Origin of the sequence: Rhodococcus sp. NPDC080181, assembly GCF_040702225.1 — a bacterium.
Taxonomy (GTDB): domain Bacteria; phylum Actinomycetota; class Actinomycetes; order Mycobacteriales; family Mycobacteriaceae; genus Rhodococcoides; species Rhodococcoides fascians.
This window is the reverse complement of sequence record NZ_JBFBKN010000015.1, coordinates 75,376-91,432: the sequence shown is the minus strand read 5'-3', so window position 1 is coordinate 91,432 and position 16,057 is coordinate 75,376. Positions and strand designations below refer to the sequence as shown.

At 63.6% G+C, this 16,057-nt stretch carries 19 protein-coding genes; 12 read left to right on the top strand and 7 right to left on the bottom strand.

The annotated features are described in order from the left end of the window. Positions 1-14: 14 nt before the first annotated feature. Positions 15-260 carry a hypothetical protein gene (locus AB0O58_RS17950; protein WP_036317959.1) on the bottom strand — a complete coding sequence of 82 codons (246 nt, stop codon included), beginning with the start codon at positions 258-260 and terminating at the stop codon, positions 15-17. Between the two features lie 38 nt (positions 261-298). Here AB0O58_RS17950 and AB0O58_RS17945 point away from each other — a divergent pair, with 38 nt between their 5' ends. Continuing rightward, positions 299-736 (top strand): metalloregulator ArsR/SmtB family transcription factor, encoded by a 438-nt coding sequence (locus AB0O58_RS17945; protein ID WP_366238560.1) that lies wholly within the window; start codon positions 299-301, stop codon positions 734-736. Positions 737-825: 89 nt separating this feature from the next. On the opposite strand, the gene AB0O58_RS17940 is transcribed toward AB0O58_RS17945, so the two are convergent. Continuing rightward, positions 826-1,095 carry a hypothetical protein gene (locus tag AB0O58_RS17940; RefSeq protein WP_300402738.1) on the bottom strand — a complete coding sequence of 90 codons (270 nt, stop codon included), beginning with the start codon at positions 1,093-1,095 and terminating at the stop codon, positions 826-828. Positions 1,096-1,287: 192 nt separating this feature from the next. Here AB0O58_RS17940 and AB0O58_RS17935 point away from each other — a divergent pair, with 192 nt between their 5' ends. The 3 genes from AB0O58_RS17935 to AB0O58_RS17925 all read left to right on the top strand — a co-directional run bounded on the left by AB0O58_RS17935 (position 1,288) and on the right by AB0O58_RS17925 (position 2,288). Beyond that, positions 1,288-1,509 carry a hypothetical protein gene (locus AB0O58_RS17935; protein WP_300402741.1) on the top strand — a complete coding sequence of 74 codons (222 nt, stop codon included), beginning with the start codon at positions 1,288-1,290 and terminating at the stop codon, positions 1,507-1,509. A 66-nt stretch (positions 1,510-1,575) separates the two neighbouring features. Further along, positions 1,576-1,716 (top strand): hypothetical protein, encoded by a 141-nt coding sequence (locus AB0O58_RS17930; RefSeq protein WP_300402744.1) that lies wholly within the window; start codon positions 1,576-1,578, stop codon positions 1,714-1,716. Between the two features lie 113 nt (positions 1,717-1,829). Beyond that, on the top strand, positions 1,830-2,288 hold the full coding sequence (locus AB0O58_RS17925; protein ID WP_366238559.1) for a hypothetical protein: 459 nt from the start codon (positions 1,830-1,832) through the stop codon (positions 2,286-2,288). A gap of 15 nt (positions 2,289-2,303) precedes the next feature. On the opposite strand, the gene AB0O58_RS17920 is transcribed toward AB0O58_RS17925, so the two are convergent. The 5 genes from AB0O58_RS17920 to AB0O58_RS17900 form a co-directional block, all read right to left on the bottom strand. Continuing rightward, positions 2,304-2,657 (bottom strand): hypothetical protein, encoded by a 354-nt coding sequence (locus AB0O58_RS17920; protein ID WP_300402750.1) that lies wholly within the window; start codon positions 2,655-2,657, stop codon positions 2,304-2,306. After that, positions 2,654-2,920: a hypothetical protein gene (locus AB0O58_RS17915; protein WP_300402752.1), complete on the bottom strand. Its 267-nt coding sequence runs from the start codon at positions 2,918-2,920 to the stop codon at positions 2,654-2,656. The genes AB0O58_RS17920 and AB0O58_RS17915 overlap by 4 nt, the downstream gene beginning before the upstream one ends. Positions 2,921-3,029: 109 nt before the next feature. Further along, positions 3,030-3,608 carry a hypothetical protein gene (locus AB0O58_RS17910; protein ID WP_366238558.1) on the bottom strand — a complete coding sequence of 193 codons (579 nt, stop codon included), beginning with the start codon at positions 3,606-3,608 and terminating at the stop codon, positions 3,030-3,032. Between the two features lie 39 nt (positions 3,609-3,647). After that, complete coding sequence (locus AB0O58_RS17905) at positions 3,648-5,078, bottom strand: cutinase family protein (protein WP_366238557.1); 1,431 nt, start codon at positions 5,076-5,078, stop codon at positions 3,648-3,650. A gap of 50 nt (positions 5,079-5,128) precedes the next feature. Beyond that, positions 5,129-5,974, bottom strand: a complete 846-nt coding sequence (locus AB0O58_RS17900) for a sigma-70 family RNA polymerase sigma factor (protein ID WP_300402761.1) — start codon at positions 5,972-5,974, stop codon at positions 5,129-5,131. A 333-nt stretch (positions 5,975-6,307) separates the two neighbouring features. Between AB0O58_RS17900 and AB0O58_RS17895 the strand changes: the two genes are divergently transcribed. The 8 genes from AB0O58_RS17895 (at position 6,308) to AB0O58_RS17860 (ending at position 15,730) form a co-directional block, all read left to right on the top strand. Next, the gene (locus tag AB0O58_RS17895; RefSeq protein ID WP_094677543.1) at positions 6,308-6,589 is read left to right on the top strand and encodes a hypothetical protein; all 282 of its coding nucleotides are present in this window, start codon (positions 6,308-6,310) and stop codon (positions 6,587-6,589) included. Beyond that, the gene (locus AB0O58_RS17890; RefSeq protein ID WP_366238556.1) at positions 6,586-7,695 is read left to right on the top strand and encodes a conjugal transfer protein; all 1,110 of its coding nucleotides are present in this window, start codon (positions 6,586-6,588) and stop codon (positions 7,693-7,695) included. Before AB0O58_RS17895 ends, AB0O58_RS17890 begins: the two co-directional genes overlap by 4 nt. A gap of 33 nt (positions 7,696-7,728) precedes the next feature. Further along, positions 7,729-8,061: a hypothetical protein gene (locus AB0O58_RS17885; RefSeq protein WP_300402769.1), complete on the top strand. Its 333-nt coding sequence runs from the start codon at positions 7,729-7,731 to the stop codon at positions 8,059-8,061. Between the two features lie 59 nt (positions 8,062-8,120). Then, positions 8,121-8,852 carry a hypothetical protein gene (locus AB0O58_RS17880; protein ID WP_366238555.1) on the top strand — a complete coding sequence of 244 codons (732 nt, stop codon included), beginning with the start codon at positions 8,121-8,123 and terminating at the stop codon, positions 8,850-8,852. Between the two features lie 32 nt (positions 8,853-8,884). Further along, positions 8,885-11,377, top strand: a complete 2,493-nt coding sequence (locus AB0O58_RS17875) for an ATP-binding protein (protein WP_300402775.1) — start codon at positions 8,885-8,887, stop codon at positions 11,375-11,377. Positions 11,378-11,517: 140 nt separating this feature from the next. Then, positions 11,518-13,545 (top strand): hypothetical protein, encoded by a 2,028-nt coding sequence (locus AB0O58_RS17870; RefSeq protein WP_366238554.1) that lies wholly within the window; start codon positions 11,518-11,520, stop codon positions 13,543-13,545. Then, entirely contained in the window at positions 13,542-15,131 is a 1,590-nt protein-coding gene (locus tag AB0O58_RS17865) for a peptidoglycan DD-metalloendopeptidase family protein (protein ID WP_300402781.1), read from the top strand. Before AB0O58_RS17870 ends, AB0O58_RS17865 begins: the two co-directional genes overlap by 4 nt. Beyond that, positions 15,131-15,730 (top strand): hypothetical protein, encoded by a 600-nt coding sequence (locus AB0O58_RS17860; protein ID WP_300402783.1) that lies wholly within the window; start codon positions 15,131-15,133, stop codon positions 15,728-15,730. The genes AB0O58_RS17865 and AB0O58_RS17860 overlap by 1 nt, the downstream gene beginning before the upstream one ends. The last annotated feature ends 327 nt before the right edge of the window (positions 15,731-16,057 follow it).

The following is a 16,057-nucleotide window of genomic DNA, read 5'->3' as shown; positions in this document are numbered from 1 at the left end:
CTCCACCGGTGACTTCATGCCCGGACCGGGCGCGCCGGGCCGGCGGCGACCAGGGGCAGCCCGGACTTCTTCGCGGCCGCGACGACGGCGTCATCGCTCACGGTGCCGTCGTGAGTGACCAGCACCAGACCGGAAGCAAGCGCGTCGACCTCCTTGACCCCGGGCAGGGACTCCACGACGGCGAGGTCACCCGCGCAGGTCACGCAGCCGCCTTCGATGGCGCGGTACTTGGAGCGGAGGAACTGGGTAGGGGTGGTCACGGTTGATCTCCTTCTAGCTCGTGGAACATCGGACTTCGATGGACGTCAAAGTCTACGTTCCCGAGTTTGCCGTAGAGTTCGATACATGTCAATATGTACCCATGTCGATGTCTGGTCTGTCCGCCCGTGACGCCGCGTTGGGATACTGCACGCCCCTCGCCCGCGAGCCGATCACCCCGGCGCAGGCCGAAGGTGTCTCCCGCATGCTTAAGGCTCTGGCCGATCCGGTGCGGCTGCGATTGATGTCGATGATCCTGTCCCACGAGGGCGCCCAGGCGTGCGCCATGTGCGACCTGACAGAAGGCTTCGACCTGTCGCAGTCGACCCTCAGCCACCACCTGAAAGTTATGCACGACGCCGGCTTGGTCGACCGCCACAAGCGCGGCGCTTGGGTCTACTACAAGGCCCGCACGGAGGCGATGGACGCCCTGCGCACCCTGTTCAGCGGCGACCTCGCTGCTCCTCAGTTGGCGTGACCGAAACTCTTGTCCTGTCTTCTCGGTACGGCCGCGAACTTGGGTTATCTTCTGGGATGCGAGCACATCTCGGCGGCGCATGCGCCGCCTCAGTAATAGGTGTGGAACTTCTTGGCCCTGTCCATTGCCGAGACCACCGCCTCGTCGAGGCCGTGCGCATCACGTTCGATTTCGTTTGTTCGTCGCTTCATGCATGCTCTGGCGAGCCATGGTGACCACATCAGCCGACTGAGCTGTGCTGCTGACAAGCGCACGCATCGACCCAGCGCGGTGCTGATTCCCCCGGCTTCTTCCTGCCCGTCTTTTTCCTCGACGTCAGCAAGAGAGGCGTCGGTGGGTGTGATGCGCAGAATTCTCATTGTGGTCCGTTCCGGCAGGTGCGCGCTTGTAGTCACGTCCGATCGTAAAGTCACCGTCTCTGTTCAAATGGATCGAGGCAAATCGGGGTGTTCGTCGTGTCCGGGGGGGCGGCGATAGGTTCGGACGATCCGCCTCCGACCGTCTTCGATTGGCCGGCGGATGGTGTGTGTCAAGGGGAAGGGTGAGACGTTATGGGTTCGTCGATCGAAGGTCCGTCGTCTGGTGACGGTTATGGCAGGTCAAAGGTGCAGGTCGAGCGCTCGTTGGATGGCGCGTTTGCGTTCGGTGGCTTTTGGAACCACCGGGCGCACCCGCGCGAAGGGGGCGCAGAAGCAGGCGGGATATTCATGAAAAGCACGAAGATCGAGCTGTTCGCGGTGTCCGGGGCTGACGCTAATGTGCATCGACAGTGACAGCCAACAAGGGGCATCTGCCCTCGTCGGAGGTGAGTGGTCATGCGAGACCAGAGCGGTGGAAATGTGAACGTTGACAGCAGCGGTGACGCCGTGGGACACGTCCTGAACAGGTTCTCTGCGGTGATGACCGAATTCGACATCGAGGATGCAGGCGAGGGTGTGCCGCGGATCGATTCGGTCTGGCAAGGGGAGTTACGAGGATGAAAGGCCGGCAGCTTGTCGTTGTCGACGTCCACACCACGGGGCCGTCTTACGAGGCTCACGAAGTCTTCGAACTCGCCGCGATCGATGTCGCCTCCGGGAGGGTATGGGATCTCGTGCTCCCACTAACCGCGCGCGAGCTAGAGCGTGCGGACCCGACGTTCCTGCAGCTCAGCGGATATCACCGGCGCCAGCTGGCTCGAAAAGCGCATCAGGATCTACCCGCCATCGACACTGAGCTCGCAGCGCTGGGCGATGCATTGGCAGGAAACACTCTCGGCGGTGCGGATCCGGAGATCCATGCGGCATTTTTGAGCAAGGTATTCCACCGGCGCGGCATTCGCGCACGGTGGCACCACCTGCCTGCGGATATAGCAGCGTTGACCGCGGGGGCCCACGGAATTTCGGCAACCAACATTCCTCGCCTGGAAGTGTGTTGCGAACTATGGAACGTGCAGCTCGCGGAATTCCCCTCGGCGATAGAGCGCGCGCAGGCTGTGGCCGACTGTTTCGCTGCGTTCGACCGCAGCAGTGGCCGAGAGTCGATGATGGCAACTCTGGGACGTGACCGGTGACTAGATCGGTGTGAGTCAGGAGTTGGTAGCCCTGAGGGTCGCGGCAGCGTGTGCGTGGACAGCGACGATGATTGCCGCGCATACCAGGTCTAACAGCACCACGTACCCGCCGATGACGCTCACCCGGTCCATCGCATCGAACATGGCGGTGACGTCCCCGAACCACCCTGGGTTCGGCGTGAGATGTACCAATCCCGTCGCCAGCAGAGCCGTCCAGGCCAGGACACCCAGCATCGCTACCGTCGTGACGATGGCAGCGACTGCCTGCGCAGCTGAGGTGATCAATGACGGGCCGACAGGTAAGGGGATGTCGGTACCGATGACATGTCGGGTCGATGCCCACCGCATGACGCGGCTGCGGCCGTTCACGATTGCGCCACCTGTGCTGCGGCGAGGGTCGCGAAGACCTGTGCGCTGCGTAGCAGCGTCTCGCGCTCGGTGGGGCTGTAGGCGAACCGGTCACCGCGCCGCGTTGCTGGGGTCAGTGCCAACCCGGTGACCCGTACTGCGACAGCAGCGGCATTGTCGGCGGTGAAGTGGCGTGGGTCGGTGTCTCGCAGCGCTGCTGCGAGGCTGTCTCGCTGCCGACGACGAGAGCTACCGGCGTTGATGTGGATCATGCTGCTACTCATTTCTGTTGAATGTGTGTCGATAGGTTGTGTGCGAACGTGTTTCAGATGGTTGCGAATGCGGCTGCGACGCCGAGGAAGTGCATGCCTTCGAGTGGGTGTGCTGGCCCGTTCATCGCTTGCCTACGCGCCGACGCCGGCACGTCGACGGGTCGTTGTCGTCGAGGTCTTTCCAGGGGTCTTCGGGAGCGTCTGGTGCCGTCAGATCGGTGATGGCCGCGAGGTAGACGTTGGCTAGGGGTCCGCGGTGAGCGATGGCGGACAGTAGTTGAAGGCTCCGTCTGCAGGTGCGGCGGAGGGTGGTCACCACGTCGTCGAGCGAGTCGATGACGAGGTACGCGGGAGTGAAGTCGCGGGTTGTGGCTTGACCGTTGTCGATCAGAGTTTTGCGTTGAGTGGTGAACCGCCAGACGGAGTCCATGACGTCGACGGGATTGCGGTCGGTATCCGCGGCCCTCGCGAACGCGAGGTCCGTCCGGGGCTTTGCCGTGACCATCCAGACGTGCGGAGTGTGGCCACTGAGGGTGTCTGCGAGTGTGTGCGCGAGGTTCGTCGACGCCGGGGGTGCGGCGTCCAGGAGGAGATGGCCGTCGCGCTGGGGGTGCCAGGTTTTGGTACCCCCAGCGTCGTGTGGCTCGATGCGGACAGCGATGTCGGGGTCGGTGTCGGGGTCGTCCAGCTCTGTCAGCATCGTGGTGGTTCCTTGTGTTCGCGTAGTGAGGTGGGTCGGCTACGAAGCGATCTGTGCAGTGGGGTTGGTGATGCGTGTGCGGAAGAGGTTGGTGAGCTCGTCTGCTCCGGTTCGACCGTTGTCGGCCAGCGGCTTGCTCGCGTAGGAGTTGTGCGAGTCGGTGGCGAGAGAGGTGGCGTAGTTGAGCACCTCGTCGAGGACGCGGCCTGGGGTGAGATCGTCGGCCAGCCGGTTCAAGAGGGGGAACTCGTAGAGGGGGAGGGCGCGGAGGGTTTTGCGGACGGCGTTGTTGACTTGGCCGACGAGTTTGCCGAGATCGGCCGGTAGTGCCACATAGTTCTGAGCGGCTGCGTTGGTGGAGATTCGCGCTGCGGTGGTGCCGATCGCGATGTACTCGTTGATGGGCAGTTTGGAAACCACGGTGCCGATCATCGAACTGAATTGGCTGGCGAAGGTGATGACTTGGGGTGTGAGGGTCGCCAGCAGGCCCGGGACGGCGAACATGTCACCGCGGTGGATCGCATCGGTGAGCTGCGAGACGGTGGTGGCCATCGGGGCGATGTCTGCTCCAGGGATGGTCATTTCTGCCACTTTCGCGCTCAGCGTGGAGACGTTGCCGGCGAGGTCGAGTGCGAGCTGCGGCACGGTGAGCATGTTGCCTGTGGTCACTGCGGTGTTGAGTTTGCCGAGCGTGTCGGTCAGGGGTTGGCCGTCGAGGCCGAGCAGTGTGGTGACGACTCCTGCTACTGAGGAAGCGGGGTCGGAGGCGTCGATTTTCGATCCGAGCTGTCCGACGAACTGTGTGGCGATGGCGTCGTCGGGGGTGTTGCAGTAGGTGTCGTCGGGATCGCACACGCTGGCGGTGACGTTGTTGAGAGTTCCGAATCCTTCGGCGCGCGCACCGACGAATCCGTTTCCGGTTGTCTTGGTTCCGAGTTGAATGCCGGCTGTCGGGCTCTGGCCGGGGTCGGCCATCAGGCCCACGGCGAAGATGCGATCCGCGCTCACTGGGCCCTCGCCGTTCCCGATCTTGCTGGCTAGATCTCCCGCTGCGTCGGCACCTTGGGAGAAGCCTGTTAGCCCGAATTTGGTGCCTGGGCATTCGGCTGCCTTCTCAGAGATATGTTGCGATGCGCGGTCGATCGCTTCTTTCTTGCTGGTTCCGTAGGTCTGGGCTTTGTCGTTCACGATCGTCGCGACGTAGGGAACTGTGTATGTCTGCAGTTCCTGAGATGAGAACTCGGAGTCGAGTGGGTCCACGACGTTGCGGAGCATCCCGACCGGCACATTCGGGTCGGCTTGTTCGTTGGTTTCCGTGGTGCCGGGGATGGCCACCAAGATGTTGTCCGGGCATGCCGGGGCACCGGCTTGTGGGTCGGCAATGGCGGAGGGAATGACGACGATGCTGGCAGCGACGGCGATTCCGATTGCGCAGACAACAATCCTTTTGCGTGTACGAGATGCGGTCATGATGAGCGTCCTTCGTAGGTGAGGTGGTGATGTTGTGGTGGTGGTGAACTTCAGCTCGCCAAGGCGGACTCATGGTGGGATCGGGTGTAGAAAAACGTCCGCTTCCCGGTTGTTGGAGCGCTGCCGGTGCGTGCTGCCACTCCGTCGCGGACGCGCGCGACAGCGCGGCTCAAACGCTGTCGAAGAGCTGCCGGTGAGCAGTCCTCCTCGGCGGCAAGCGCTGCGAGATCGGCACCTTCGGCGACGAGATATGCGCGAATCAGAAGTGAGTGCTCGTCGGCAGTGATGGTCTTGGACTGCACTGCCCATGCGAGAACCGAATGCAATTCCCGTGCTGATATCTCACCCGGATTGTTGGTTGTGCGGCTAGTGGATCCGTCGGCCACTCGCTGTAGCTGGTCGGGTTCGGCGGGGGTTTCCACCGCGGATTCGCAGGTTTTGGTGATCAGACCCAGCGTTCGGAGTGAGAGCGCCCCGGCAATTCCAGTGCCGCCGGGACGGTGCAGGGTGATCACCTCGTAGAAGGCGGCGATGGTGCGTGAGGCGCGTTCTTCGCGGCTGTGATCGGTGCCGTCGAGCCGCGCGTAACGGTGGATTCGGATCAACTTGGGGAGCATCAGCCGGACGAGCACTGTGCCGGCGAGGGCGCTACCGGCACTGTGTTCGGCGAGCAGCAGGGACAGGGTGGCGTCACTGTCCTGACCGGCAAGCTCGGCGATGTCGGCCACGGTGCGAGCGGCAGACCATGTGGGGTGTCGGTCTGCCCACGCGCGGACTTCGCGGCATGCGAGAGCGTCGACACAGAGGGTTGTCCATTCGGCGTTGATCGTCGTAAACAGCGATGTGCTGTATCCGAGTGGTGTGGAGGAAGGCGAGGAAGGCTGCGGCGAGGTCACTGGGGCGCTCCTGAAAGAGGCAACTGAAGTTCGATCGCCTCTGACACAAACAGCGCCTTATATCCGCTGAGCTGCGGATTCTCCCTCGAAACGGCTGTGCTGTTATACCCGTCGGGCCCGGCGGGATCAGAAAAGGGCCGCGTCACTCATTCGACATGTACCTCTGTGACCTGCCGTTTCGCGTCAGCGGTGATAACAGCCCGACGAGTCGAAGCGGGGCGGCGAAAAAAGTTCGAGAAATTTTCGGCCGGCTGTGTCACAGACCTTCACTCGAAGGGATCTACCTGTTCTCAGAAGCCCGCACACGGCGGGCTACCGACAGGAGGACCCCGGATGGACGACCACGATCCGTCGGCCGCACTGCTCTCGGACACCGCTTGCGTGCACTCGGTGTCCGAAGAGATCCGCGGCCTCGCGGCGCAGCTCGGTGACAACCCGCTCAGTGCAGAGATCGCCGGCCGGGTCCGCGAGGTCGTGCTCGGTGCACCGGCCGAGCAGGCGCGAGCAGCGCTCGAACGGATGATGGCGACCCGGGGGCGAGTGTCCCTGCGACTGGTGGACGAATGCTTCACGCCCACCTCGGTCGAGCCCTCTCGGCACGAGGAGATCTCATGAAGATCGGTCTCCGCAAGAAGAGCTCGGATGAGCCGAAAGAATCGGCACCGGCCACGGAGCTTCATCAGTGGGCCGGCAAGCAAGCGACCGCGACCAAGGCAATGAAGTTGGGGCTGTTCGCGGCGATCGGCTCCGGAGTGGTGGCATTGGTTCTCGTGTTGGCCGGCGTCGGGTCCACGGCTCCGATTCAGAGCAAGGCAAGCACTCAGCCCGTCATCGACACAGCCCGTGAGGCAGCAGCGACCGACCTCGCGCAGGACTTCGTGTTGACGTGGTTGCAATCGAAGCGGGGAGACGAGAAGGCCCTCGCGCGCTTCGTCCGCACGGACGGAATGTCGCTTCCGGCTCAGGCGAGCTATACCGCGTCTGAGCCTCGAATCGCGAGCGTGAAAGCAATCGATCCACCGACGCGAAATCAGAGTCCTACGGGATCGACGTCGCAAGGTGGACCGCTACAAGCTGCCGGCCAAAACTACGCGATCGTGGTGTCGGTCTCGGTGGTTCCGGTCGGTGCAGACCCGGCTGCGACGCCGGAACGCCGATACTTCTCGGTCCCTGTCGTGTTCGTGGGAGACGATGCCCGGGCTGCAGCGGTACCCGCTGCTGTGGCAGCCCCGGCGACCGGTGGTGACCTCACGCTCGGCTACCGATTCCGAGTCGGCCTCGACCACTCGCTCAACCAGTCGATCGGCCAGTTTCTCTCGGCGATGGTTGCCGGTGCCGGTGAAATCTCGCGCTACACCTCACCCGGCTCACCGATCCGGGCCGTCACCCCTGCGCCGTACACCAGTGTCCAGATCACCGACCTTGTCTCGGACACCGACTTCTCGGCGGGCGCGTCCGGAGCGCCGGCAGACGGCGCGACGGTACGGGTGCTCGCCACCGCGACCGTCACAGCGACGGATCGAGCGCAGACCTCGACCGTGCAATATCCGCTGACCGCGATCGCACGGGGCGGCCGGTGGGAGGTGTTCGCGCTCGACCCGATGCCGTTGCTCGCGAACTCGACCGGTGCCAGCGCAGCAACCTCAACCATTGCGGGGCCAACCTCGACTGGCACCAGCGCTACCGCCACCGTTCCCGCAGCGCCGGCTCAACCGAACTGACGCTCTGCTTTCTCTATCCGAAAGGTACGAACAATGACCATTACCTCGATCCTGGCCGATCCGTCGTCGACCGTCGTCGCCGTAGGAATCATCGAATGGGCAAACCAGAAAACCACGGAAGTGCAGGACCTCGTACGCGCCGTCGTAGCTGTCGGAGTCGTCGGGTTTGTCGCCGCCATTGCTTTCAAAAGTCAATTCGCCATTGCCAAAACGCTGGTGGCGATCGTGGTCGGCGGGGCATTGATCTGGGTGACGTGGAACATGACCGCCGTCAAAGACAGTGTCGGCGACGAGCTTCCTGGCTCCGCCTCGTCACAGAGCAGCGAGGTCGTCGTGGTGCCCGATCCGATCTCGGCGTTCATCTGACACTGCTCGGCCACCCACGAACACCTCGACTCAACGGACCCGCAGGAGTGTGACCGACCATGACCGAACAGCAGGCCTCCTCGCGAAGCGTGGTCAAGATGTTCACCAAGGCGCGCAATTTTCCGCAGCTGATCGGCAAAGCGCCAGACGGCCGAAAGATCCCCGGCGGCCCCTACACCCTGACCCAATTCGTGGGCGCGGGTATCGCAGGCGGCCTGCTGTGGCTGACCCAATCGCTGTGGGCGCAGGGCAGTGTCATCACCAACGGTGCCATCTTCCTCGGCATCACCGGCGGCACCCTGTGGGTGTTGGGGAGGCTGCCGCAGGGGGCACGGAATCCGATCTCAGTAGTCCGGGGCGTCGGACGCGCGGCTACCGGGGCCATGTCGCCCTCGAAGATTAATGGCGAGCCGATCCGGATCAAACACCCTCACGCGGTACTGGGGTCGGTGATTATCCTCGACACCCCGCCAATCCACGGCGGTGCTATCGGCGAACCAACAGCCGCCAGGGCACCCCGCGAGCGAGCAGAGAATGCCGCGGCACCGGTGGAGCTCGGCAACAACGCAGTACCGGACGCGCCAGCATTCAGACCTCTGACCCAGCCGCGACCGGAGCGAAAGACCGTACCTGCGCCGGCCCGGCCGCGAGCGGACGACGAACGCCAGCGCACGCAGAGTCCAGCCCTGGCGGAAGCGTTCGACCTCGCCAACCTGGCACCGGCGAGCAGCGTTCAGCAGCTGCTTGCCATGGCTGCAGCGGCCCCCACCCCGACCCGAGAGAAGGCGTAATGCAACAACCGAACAGGCTAGTCACCTCGAACTTGCGTTGGACCCGCTCGGGGGTCGTCTGGGCGGACTATGTCCTGACCGGAATCCCATACGGGTACCGACCGATCGAGGACCGACAGACCGCGCGGGCGATGCACAAGATGCTTCTGCGCGCCCTTCCCGGTGAATCCCTCCTGCTCAGTGTCGCGGTCAGTCTGGACCCGATGACCATCGTCGAGCGCATGGAACGAGGTGTCGATCTCGATCTTCATCCCGCGTGGGCGGATGAATGCGACGCCACGATTGACCGCCTGGAAGAGATCCGACCCGGCCAGCGGATCTACTGGCTCTCCATCCCCCTGGCCAACCACGGCTTCGGCGACACCATCAAGTCGGCAACGTCCGCCGCATGGTCCTCGGTGGCCGATCTGATGGGGATGCCGCCCTCGTCGATTCCCGTCGAGGAGAGAGAACGCCGCGCAGCTCAGGCCGCGCAGATCGCGGCGGCCATCCCAGCTTTCTACGACGCGACACCAGCGACCCCCTCCCAGATGGTGTGGCTGCACCAACATGCTCTGCAGCGTGGCCTCGGCCTCGATACCGACATGCCCACCGCCATGGAGCATCCGGCGGGTACTGCCCGAGGATCCTTCACTGCCGCGCGGCTCGACGAAGGGGCTCAAAGCGATCGCCCCGAATCGGGCTGGCGGGCAAAAGCGCCGACCTTGTCGCGCGTTCTCAAAGTCGACCAGCCCTGGGAGGTAACGCCACCGCCGGCCAGCTATCAGTGCTTCCTGGTGCTCGCCGCCACTCCTTCGGGCGGCACGTTGTTTCCAGGCTCGGAGTATCTGACACTCGCGGACAACCTCGGCGGCGTCGATGTCGACTGGGCGATCCGGTTCAAGAATTCCGCTGCCTCGGAGGTACTGAAGAAGAACCGTCGAGCTCTGGTGCAGATGAACGACCAATACACCCAGCGAGAAGACGAATTGAGTACCGGCAGTGTCCTCGACGATGCTGCCGTCGCCCTCGCGGAGTACAACGCGCTCCTGGAGGCGGACGCGATGGAGATGGAAGTGCAATCGACCACCATCTTCTGTGTCGCGGCCGCGGACGAAGAGACGGCCATCGCATATCAGCGGGAGCTGGCGAAGGAGTTCGAGGGTTCGACATACAGGTTGCAGGCACCGATCGGATTTCAGGAGGAGCTGTTCTGGGCGATGACCCCCGGCGTGCCGACGCCGGCGATCTGCAACGAGTTCGCGCAGATCACCACGTCCGAACACTTTGCCGCGTACGTACCGGTCACCCGCAACGATCTCGGCGACGGGGACGGCCCGCTGATCGCACTCAACATCTCCTCTGCCCGCACCGGCGTCGTACACCACGACATCGCCAAAAAAGCGTCACGTGACGTTTCCGGTTCGGTGGGAGTGTGCGGCAACTTGGGATCGGGCAAGTCCGGCTACTTGAAGACAACCGGCAACCAGGTCGTCGACCGCGGCGGCCAGGTCATCGTGGTCGACCGGACCCCACTGGGGGAGTACGCACTGTGGGCCGAAGCGATCACCGACGCGGTAGTCGTCGATACCGCAGCACCGGACGTCACGATGGACCCCCTTCGGCTGTTCTCGCCTGCGCGAGGAGGGGAGGTGGCGGTGTCAATCCTGTTGCCGCTGTTGCAACTTCAGCCAGACGACCGCTTAGGGGTACTGCTGTCTCAAGTGCTCGAGCCGGAATACCGCGCTCGCTTCGGCAATTTCACTACCCCAGGTCTGGTTTCCCACCTCGAAAGCGAATGCACACTCGACGGAGCTCGAGAGCTTGCCGGAAAGCTGAAAGTCTACGCGACCAAATCCTATGCCGCAGCGCTGTTTCGAGCGGATCTGCAACCGTTCAATCCACGTGCCGGAGCCATCGTCTTTCGCACCCACACACTGGAATTGCCCTCGGAGCGAGAAGTGGAGAACGAGCACCTGTTCAAGCAGATGTCGCTCCAGAAGCGGGTAGGGCGAATGATGTACACCCTCATCGCGCAGATCGCGCGCGGTATTTGCTTCGCGGACCCCAACACCCTCGCGGTTTTCCTGCTCGACGAATGCCACCATCTGACGCGGTCGAGCGAAGGCGTCGAGATCATCATCGACTTCATTCGGGACGGCCGCAAACACGACGCCGCGGTGATGCTCGGATCGCACGATCCGGAAGCAGACTTCGGCTCCGAGACGCTGCGAGGGCTCATCCCCACCCGGCTCGTGTTTCGGCAAACGGATCGACGGCTAGCGCAAAAGTCGTTGAAGTGGCTCGGCGTCGGGGAGAACGATCTCGACCTGCTCAAAGAGCTGATGGAGAACACCTCGCCCGTCGAAGGCAAAGACGGCTTCGTCGCGCCGCATCGCCGCGGAGAAGGCTACATGCGCGATCCTGCGGGCAACGTCGGCCGCATCAAGGTTTTGCTTCCGGCATCGGAAGCGAGATACCAAGCGGCGAGTACGACTCCGAAGGAATCGACTACGGAGCGCGCTGCGGAGTTGGCGACATGGTGATGTCGAAACGAGTTGCGCACCGGTCCGGTTCGATTGGCGGCGGCGTCAGGATGGTGCTCGAACTGGTGCTGTGGTCGTGGATCCCGCGGTCATGGTGCGCTGTTCTCGTTCGTTTCCTCGGCCCCGTCTTCAGGTGGGTAGTGGCATCTCGAATCCGCCGCGCGGTCGTCACAGGTGTCGCGGTCTGGCACATGATCGGCTTGCTGGCGATCGCCATGGCGTCTCCCGCTCATGCCGATCCGGGTGAAACCCTGCCCAGCAACAGCACATTCAGCTGGATGGAAGTCCGTGACTCTCACGGAATTCTGGTCTGGGACTACTTCATGTCCATCGACGAAGGCTCGGTCGGGCACCCGATGTACACCGTGTTCTCCACCTTCATCATGCTCGAGTACGAGGTGTACCGCGGTGTGACCGGCTTCGCGATTTGGTTCGTCACCTACGCTCTGCGGTTCGAGTGGCTCGAGCTGTTGACTGCGCCGTTCCGTTCGATCGGCGATGCGATGCAAACGGTCACCGACCAATTCCAGCTCACGGGGCTACTTCTCACTGCTGCCGCCGGCATCGGAGCATGGTGGGTCATTCGCGGACGGTGGTCGACGGGAGTCTACGAGCTCCTGATGGCAGCAGCGATCGCTGCTGCGGCAGTCGGGATCCTCTCCAATCCAGTCGAACGGGTCGCAGGACAAGACGGCCTGATCATGCAGGCCCGCGACGCCGGAGTGCAGCTCGCGGCGGGACTGGCCAACGAAGGAGACACGACGGCGAGTTCTGACGAACTCATCGACCAGATCTCGGAGCAGATGGCCGACACGTTCATCAGGCAGCCCACCCAACTGCTCAACTTCGGCCGCGTCATCGATGGCTCGCCCGACGGAGAACGTTGCACCCAAGCCTGGGACGCCGGCCACGAAAAAGCAGACGGCAACACCCGAGACACCCTCAAAGACAACATCAAAGGCTGCGGCGGTGAGGGCGCAAAACAGATGAAGGACTTCGCCGATCACCCCGGACCGGGACAGGTCGGGTCTGGAATCGCGATGCTGCTGGCCGGTGTCATCCTGCTCGGTTTCGCCACGGTTCTGGCGTTCACCCTCATCCTCGCGGTCCTCACCGCGCTCGCATCGGCGGTCAAGGGAATCGTGGTGACCGTCATCGGAATCCTGCCCGGAGCCGGCCGCGGAGCATTGTGGAAGACCCTCGCCGCGGTGCTGATGTCGATGGTCATCGTCATCTTCGCGGTGGTGTTTCTCGTCGGGTACATGATCGTGATCGGACAGTTGTTCAGAGGAGACGGTGACTCTCCGCTGATGATGAAGTTCATCCTGACCGACATCGTTCTGATCGCGGGCATCATTCTCTACCGCCGCGCAGTGAAAGGCCTACGGAAAGCCTCCGACGCCCTCGCGCGCAAGCTCGGAAGTAGACCAGGAGCGGCACCGACCGCGATATCGACCAAGACCCCCACAAGTCCACTCGCACAAGCTGCCTATGCCGGGCAGGTTGCCCGCCAGGCTTATCAGGGCGGAAAGGGACTGGCCAAGACAGCCAGCCACGCGACGGCTCGAACCGCCAAAGCCAGTAAAGCTCTCGTCGACGGGACAGCAGCCGCTAGCAGTGCAGCGACGCTGGGGACTGCTGCCGTGGTCTACTCGGCCGGAAAAATCGCAACGGCCGGTGTCAAGAAAGTCGTCGGTCGACGGAGCGACGCCAAAGCCGCCGAGGCCGCCAGCGCCAGCACGCCCAAGGCCGCCGAAACCCATCCCCGGCTTCAAAAGCCGGTCAACATCGACCTTCCCCCGACGCAGTCGGTCGTCGGGGCCGGTCAATCCCACACTCCGGCTCCCAGCTCCGCCGCGGACCGATCGGCCCGCAGCTCTGCCGACAGGGCAACGAACGCGCCCGGTATCAAGCGTCCGGTGGCCACCGCGCCCGCGCTGTCGACTCCTGGAAGCCGAGAAGTTCGGGTCAGCCGTGCCACTGTGACCGGACCCGGAGGCGGACGGTTCCGTGAGTACTCCACCGATGAGGGGTCACCGCTACTGCTTCCCGCCCGGTCCTCGCGGCCGGCGAGTGCTCCGCGTCGTGCACGACCGACCGTCGAACCAGGTGCCACTACGAATCCGACGGAGATCCTCCATCGAGCTGCGTCAGGTGCGCGGCGATGACTTTGGTGGCCCCACCTGAGACGGTGGTGTCGCCGGACTCGAAAACGCCACGTCGATGGTGGAAGCTCGCTCTGGCGGCCGGGATCGCCGCTCTCGGTGTAGTTGTTCTCGTTCCGTTGGTGGTCATCGTGATCGTCACGTCGTCGGGTTCGAGCGGCTGCGCTCCCACGGTCTCGTCCGGTGTCGGTGGAGATGACTCGTCGCCGCTGACGCCGTCCGGTCCGATCGGTAAGCCGACCCGCGATGGCACGACCACGATGACGTCCCCCTTCGGGCAGCGGTGGGGGACGATGCACCGAGGTGTCGACTTCGCAGGCCCGATCGGTACCCCGATCTACGCGGCCCTCGACGGCACTGTCGTCAAAGCTGAGCCCGCTCAAGGCTTCGGAATGTGGATCGTTCTCGACTCGATCGTCGACGGAAAACCGGTCTCCACCGTGTACGGGCATATGTACCCCAACGGCGTCCTCGTCAAGGAGGGACAACAGGTCAAGGTCGGCGACCATATCGCCGACATCGGCAATGCCGGCGGTTCCACCGGCCCACATCTGCACTTCGAGTACTGGGAAGGTGGCCGTCTGCAGGGCGGTACGGCTATCGACCCGATGATCAAACTCGGTCAGGCAGGGAGCCCGCAATCGGCCGGTGCCGGCTCGCCGACCGGCGTCGGCACTGCTGTCGATTGTGGCTTCGGGACGGCCGGCGGAGATCTCCGAACCGGGTCCGTGCCGCCGGAGTTCGAGCCGTGGATTCGCAAAGCAGGGGCTGTGTGCCCGGGCGTGAGTGCTCCTCTGATCGCTTCTCAGCTCTCTGCAGAGAACGGGTTCCGCTACGGTCCCAACGCTCCGGTATCGAGCACCGGCGCGATGGGACCGGCACAATTCATGCCCGGTACATGGGCGACGTGGGGCAAAGATTACGACGGAGACGGCCGGGCCGACCCGAACTCAATCGGCGATGCTGTTATCTCGCAAGCCCACTTCATGTGCGCCATCAACGGCGATATCACCGCCGCCATCGCAGCAGGAAAAGTCAAGGGTGACCCGACGGCACTGACCATTGCCGCCTACAACGCGGGCCCTGGCGCAGTGCTCGCCGCCGGCGGAATGCCGTCCGGCGGTGACTACACCACGCAAACACAGCCCTATGTGGCGAAGATTCTGGCCGGACAAGCGCAGTACACATCCGAAGGTTCCATAGGCCGCTTCGTACCGACCGGCGCCGACGGAGACAATGTCGTCGAGGCCGCACGCCAGTACCTCGGAACCCCCTACGTTTGGGGCGGCGGAGATATCAACGGTCCCTCCCGAGGGGGATTCGACTGCTCGGGCCTGACGAGTTTTGCCTACTTTTCGGGCAAGAACATCACGTTGCCGCGCACTTCCGAGGCCCAGTGGGGAGTGGGTTCGGAGATCCCGATCGATCAAGCGATGCCCGGTGATCTCGTGTTCGGATCGTTCGAGGCGAACGGCCCAGGGCACGTCGGCATCTATATCGGTGGCGGTCAGATGATCCATGCCCCCACGACAGGAGACGTCGTCAAGCAGGCTCCGCTGATGGCTGGAATGAAAGCTCGGAGGATCTGATGTCCATTGTCGGCCGACGCCTTATAGCCGCACTCGTCGCCGTTGTAGCCGTGGTGGCCATCGCCTGGTCCTGCAGCTCACCCGACCCCGATGAGCCTGCTTCGATACCGGAGACAACGAGCGGGCCGATCGCGCCTGCGCTACCCGAAATCACCCCACAGCCGTTCGAGACAACTGAGACCCCCGCTCCGATCAGTAGCGATGCCGCCGCCGCGGAGACCGTAATCCGACAAGCATTGACGACCTCGTTCACCTGGTACCCCAGCACCGACACGAGCTCGACCGATGCTTTTCTGCGCGCCCGCCGATGGTTCACCGAAAACCTCGCGGCTCAACTTTCCACCCCTGCAACGACCGAACGCGGCCCAGGTGCCCAGTGGGAACAGTGGAAGGAAGAAGACGCCGAAATCACCGCGACTGTCTCGATCGGCTGCTCCGGATGCCCGGCAGATACCGCCGAGCGAATCTATCGAGTCGCGGAGATAACGCAATCGGCCGTCACCTCGGACGCCACGGTCCCCGTCGACTCCACCACGACCGTGTGGGTCTCGGCAGTGCCGACCGCAGCCGGGTGGAGTGTGGACACGCTCGACTTCTGACGTCTCGCTGGTCCCGACACTACGAATGGCCGCCGGCCGCTGAACCGACTGCCCTGGGCGGGGACCACGCCTCACGATCGATGTGTCCGTGCCCGCTCATGACCCTCTCGCGCTACCTGGCAACGGAATGCGTCGACGCTTTGACTCGCAGATCCTCGATGCAAAGACCAGACCCCTCAGGCAGCTTGTGCATATCGAATCTCGTGGCGGTCATGCCGGCGCGGCAGTTGGTGGAAGAACTCTGCTCAAGGGTGCGTGAGAGGGGAATCGAACGACATCCAATGAGCCGTTGATGAGGCACCGATGCTGAAGCGAATCGGCGGTTAT